The following is a 3604-nucleotide window of genomic DNA, read 5'->3' on the forward strand; positions in this document are numbered from 1 at the left end:
GGTCCGTCGCCGGGACGCGCCGCCGGCGGCGGCGCTTGAGCAGGGCCCACGGACCCCGCGGCCCCGTGGGCATCGCCGCCGTGACCTCCGTGCCCGCCTCGGACGCGGCCTCCGCGGCCGCCCGGGCCACCGGCAGGAAGCCCTCGCGACGGGACACGTCCGGCCGCTCCTCCTCGGCCGGCCAGAGGCCCAGCGCGGCGCACACCGTCGGCAGCACCGCCATGGCCGCCGTCGCGTACCCCTCGGCGGAGGGGTGGTAGTTGTCGGGGCCGAACAGCTCGCGCGGGTTCGCCGCGAACTCCGGGCCCAGCAGATCGCCGAGCGACACGGTTCGCCCGCCCTGCTCGACCGTGCCGATCGTCTGGGCCGCGGCCAGCTGCCGCGACGCCCTGCGGGCCAGCCACCGCAACGGCTGCTGGACCGGCTCGATCGTGCCGAGGTCGGGACAGGTGCCCACGACCACCTCCGCGCCCGCCGTACGCAGGCGACGCACCGCCGACGAGAGATGGCGGACCGAGCGGGTCGGAGGCATCCGGTTGGTGACGTCGTTCGCGCCGATCATGATCACGCAGATGTCGGGGACGTGGTCCGCGTCCTTGAGGACCACCGAGACCTGGCGGTCCAGGTCGTCCGACTGGGCACCGGGCAGCGCCACGTTGCGCAGTCTCACCGGCCGCTCCGCCACCGCCGCGAGCCCCGAGGCCAGCAGCGCTCCCGGAGTCTGCCGCGCCCGGTGCACGCCCTGTCCGGCCGCCGTGGAGTCGCCGAGCATGACGAGGAGGAGCGGGGGTTCGTCAGGAGTCTCGTACGCGCGTCCGTACAGGCCCTCCGCGCTCGGCGGATGCGGACTGCTGCCGTTGCCCACCTGCCGCTTGGCCATCTGCACCTCGGCCAGCAGCAGCCCCATGGCCGCCGCCCCCAGTAGTCCGATGCCACCGCCGCCGTATGCCGCGCCCGCAGCGATGCGCCGGGCCACCCGTGCCCTCGACATGCTCGTCATAGCGTCGCCGCCACCTCCTCGTAGCCCTACATCAACTCCTTGCCCCGCACAGCCCGTCGGTCAATCTCAACCGAGCGTGAACGGCCGGGAGGGGGCTTAGGCTGGCTGCACCATCAAAACCACTCTTTTTGCAGCTCCGGAGACAACGGTGCACTTCCACGACTCGATGATCAGCCTCGTCGGCAACACCCCGCTGGTGAGGCTCAACAGCGTGACCACGGGCATCCAGGCCACCGTCCTGGCCAAGGTGGAGTACTTCAACCCCGGCGGTTCCGTGAAGGACCGCATCGCGCTGCGCATGATCGAGGCGGCGGAGAAGAGCGGCGAGCTGCAGCCGGGGGGCACGATCGTCGAGCCGACCAGCGGCAACACGGGCGTCGGGCTCGCCATCGTGGCCCAGCAGAAGGGGTACAAGTGCATCTTCGTGTGCCCCGACAAGGTGAGCACCGACAAGATCAACGTGTTGCGCGCCTACGGGGCCGAGGTCGTCGTCTGCCCGACCGCCGTGGATCCCGAGCACCCCGACTCGTACTACAACGTCTCCGACCGGCTGGTGCGTGAGACCCCGGGAGCGTGGAAGCCGGACCAGTACTCCAATCCCAACAACCCGGAGTCCCATTACCACTCCACCGGTCCCGAGCTGTGGGAGCAGACAGAGGGCCGGATCACGCACTTCGTCGCGGGTGTCGGGACCGGCGGGACCATCTCAGGTACCGGGCGGTACCTGAAGGACGCGAGCGACGGCCGGGTCCAGGTCGTGGGTGCCGACCCCGAGGGGTCCGTGTACTCCGGCGGCTCCGGGCGGCCGTACCTGGTGGAGGGCGTCGGCGAGGACTTCTGGCCGACCGCGTACGACCGGACCGTCGCCGACGAGATCGTCGCCGTGTCGGACAAGGACTCCTTCCAGATGACCCGGCGGCTGGCGAAGGAGGAGGGGCTGCTGGTGGGTGGCTCCTGCGGGATGGCCGTCGTGGCCGCGCTGAAGGTCGCCGAGCGGCTCGGGCCGGACGACGTGGTGGTCGTGCTGCTGCCCGACAGCGGGCGCGGGTACCTCAGCAAGATCTTCAACGACGAGTGGATGGCGGACTACGGGTTCCTGGAGGACGAGGGGCCGAGCGCGCGGGTCAATGACGTCCTGAACTACAAGGAGGGCGGCTCCATCCCCTCGCTCGTCCACATGCACCCGGACGAGACGGTCGGTGAGGCCATCGAGGTGCTGCGGGAGTACGGCGTCTCGCAGATGCCGATCGTGAAGCCGGGGGCCGGGCACCCGGACGTGATGGCCGCGGAGGTCGTGGGCTCCGTCGTCGAACGGGAGCTGCTCGACGCGCTGTTCACGAAGCGGGCCTCACTCGACGACCCGCTGGAGAAGCACATGTCCGCCCCGCTGCCGCAGGTCGGCTCCGGGGAGCCGGTGGCGGACCTGATGTCCGTACTGGGCTCCGCCGACGCGGCGATCGTCCTCGTGGAGGGCAAGCCGACCGGCGTCGTGAGCCGCCAGGACCTGCTCGCCTTCCTCGCCAAGGGAGCGTGAGGGGGCAAGGGGCATGAGGGGGTGGAGGCATGAGGGAGCCGAGGCATGAGGGAGCCGAGGCATGAGGGGCTGAGTCGTCGGTCCCTGTGCTGCCGCAGGCCGTGGGCGCTGCCCGTGCGGAACCGTAAGTCGTCCCGTCAGGAGGCCCTGGCGGGACGGAACTTCGTGTTGAGGTAGCGGAGTTTCCTGCGATCTGCCGGGGTGGTTCTGGAATGTCCGCGCCGCCTGAGTCCGTCCGCGTAGAACTTCGCGGAAGTGGTACGAGCGCGTCACGTCCGCGCAGCACTCGCTTAACACGGGTCCGGCACATTAGTGGCTGTCGGCAGGGCGGTGGGGATAACTCCCAGGCGTTAAGCGCTGGGGGAGGCTCCCCGCTCCGGTCGGCGACCGAACGGCGCCAAGGACCTCCGGAGCGGCTCCCGGACCTCCATGGACGCCAATGGACGCGCAAGCCCGGCCCTGACCCGGCCCGCGTCCCTCGCGGGGACCGCCGTCGTCCCGCCCTCCGTTCACGGGGGTGCGGCGGTCCCCGCCACACCCGCACCTCGTCACTCCTCCCAGTCCGGGTCGTCCGGCCTGTTCCTGCGGCGGCCTATACGCGAGCTGTTGCGCAGAGCCCACGCCGCGTTGACGCCGACGATGCCCACCCAGGAGACCAGGAGACCGGGCAGCCCCGCGACGCCGCCGCCGATGCCCGAGAGCGGTATCGCGAGGACCAGGGAGACGACCCCGAAGCCGAAGCGCTCGCCCCAGGAGTCGGTGGACTGCGGTGAGGGGGAGTCTCCGCGGGCCACGACGATCCGCTGTTCGGCGAGCCGGCGCCGTACCTGGCGGTCCACCGCGCTGTCGAGGCGCTCTTCGACCTTCTCCAGGAACGACTCGACCAGCGCCGACTCGTACTCGTCGCCCAGCTCTCTGCGTGCGTGGAGCGTGGCGGCGAGTTCCTTGTTCAGTTCCGCGTCACGGGGGCCATTACCGGTCATGGCATTCACGGTAGGCAGCCGCGGGTGCCCGGGCACTGGGGCTAACCCCCCTGTTGGACCTGGGCCGTACCCCCGACACCCTGTCTC

General features: G+C 71.0%; 3 protein-coding genes. 1 reads left to right on the forward strand and 2 read right to left on the reverse strand.

The genetic code is table 11. The features are described from left to right. On the reverse strand, positions 1–1000 hold a 1000-nt coding region (locus FNH04_RS43075), incomplete at its 3' end, for an SGNH/GDSL hydrolase family protein (RefSeq protein ID WP_152791687.1). A 148-nt stretch (positions 1001–1148) separates the two neighbouring features. Here FNH04_RS43075 and FNH04_RS43080 point away from each other — a divergent pair. After that, a complete protein-coding gene (locus FNH04_RS43080) occupies positions 1149–2534 on the forward strand; it encodes a cystathionine beta-synthase (RefSeq protein ID WP_322725525.1) in 1386 nt (461 codons plus the stop codon). 548 nt (positions 2535–3082) lie between these two features. Here the strand turns inward: FNH04_RS43080 and FNH04_RS43085 are convergent. Beyond that, complete coding sequence (locus FNH04_RS43085; RefSeq protein ID WP_152791688.1) at positions 3083–3517, reverse strand: hypothetical protein; 435 nt, start codon at positions 3515–3517, stop codon at positions 3083–3085. Positions 3518–3604 lie beyond the last annotated feature (87 nt).

It is taken from the genome of Streptomyces phyllanthi, from assembly GCF_009377205.1.
Classification (GTDB): domain Bacteria; phylum Actinomycetota; class Actinomycetes; order Streptomycetales; family Streptomycetaceae; genus Streptomyces; species Streptomyces phyllanthi.

Coding starts and splice junctions, on each gene's coding strand:
- FNH04_RS43085 (WP_152791688.1), bottom strand. CDS start 3,517: ATGACCGGTAATGGCCCCCGTGACGCGGAACTGAACAAGGAACTCGCC.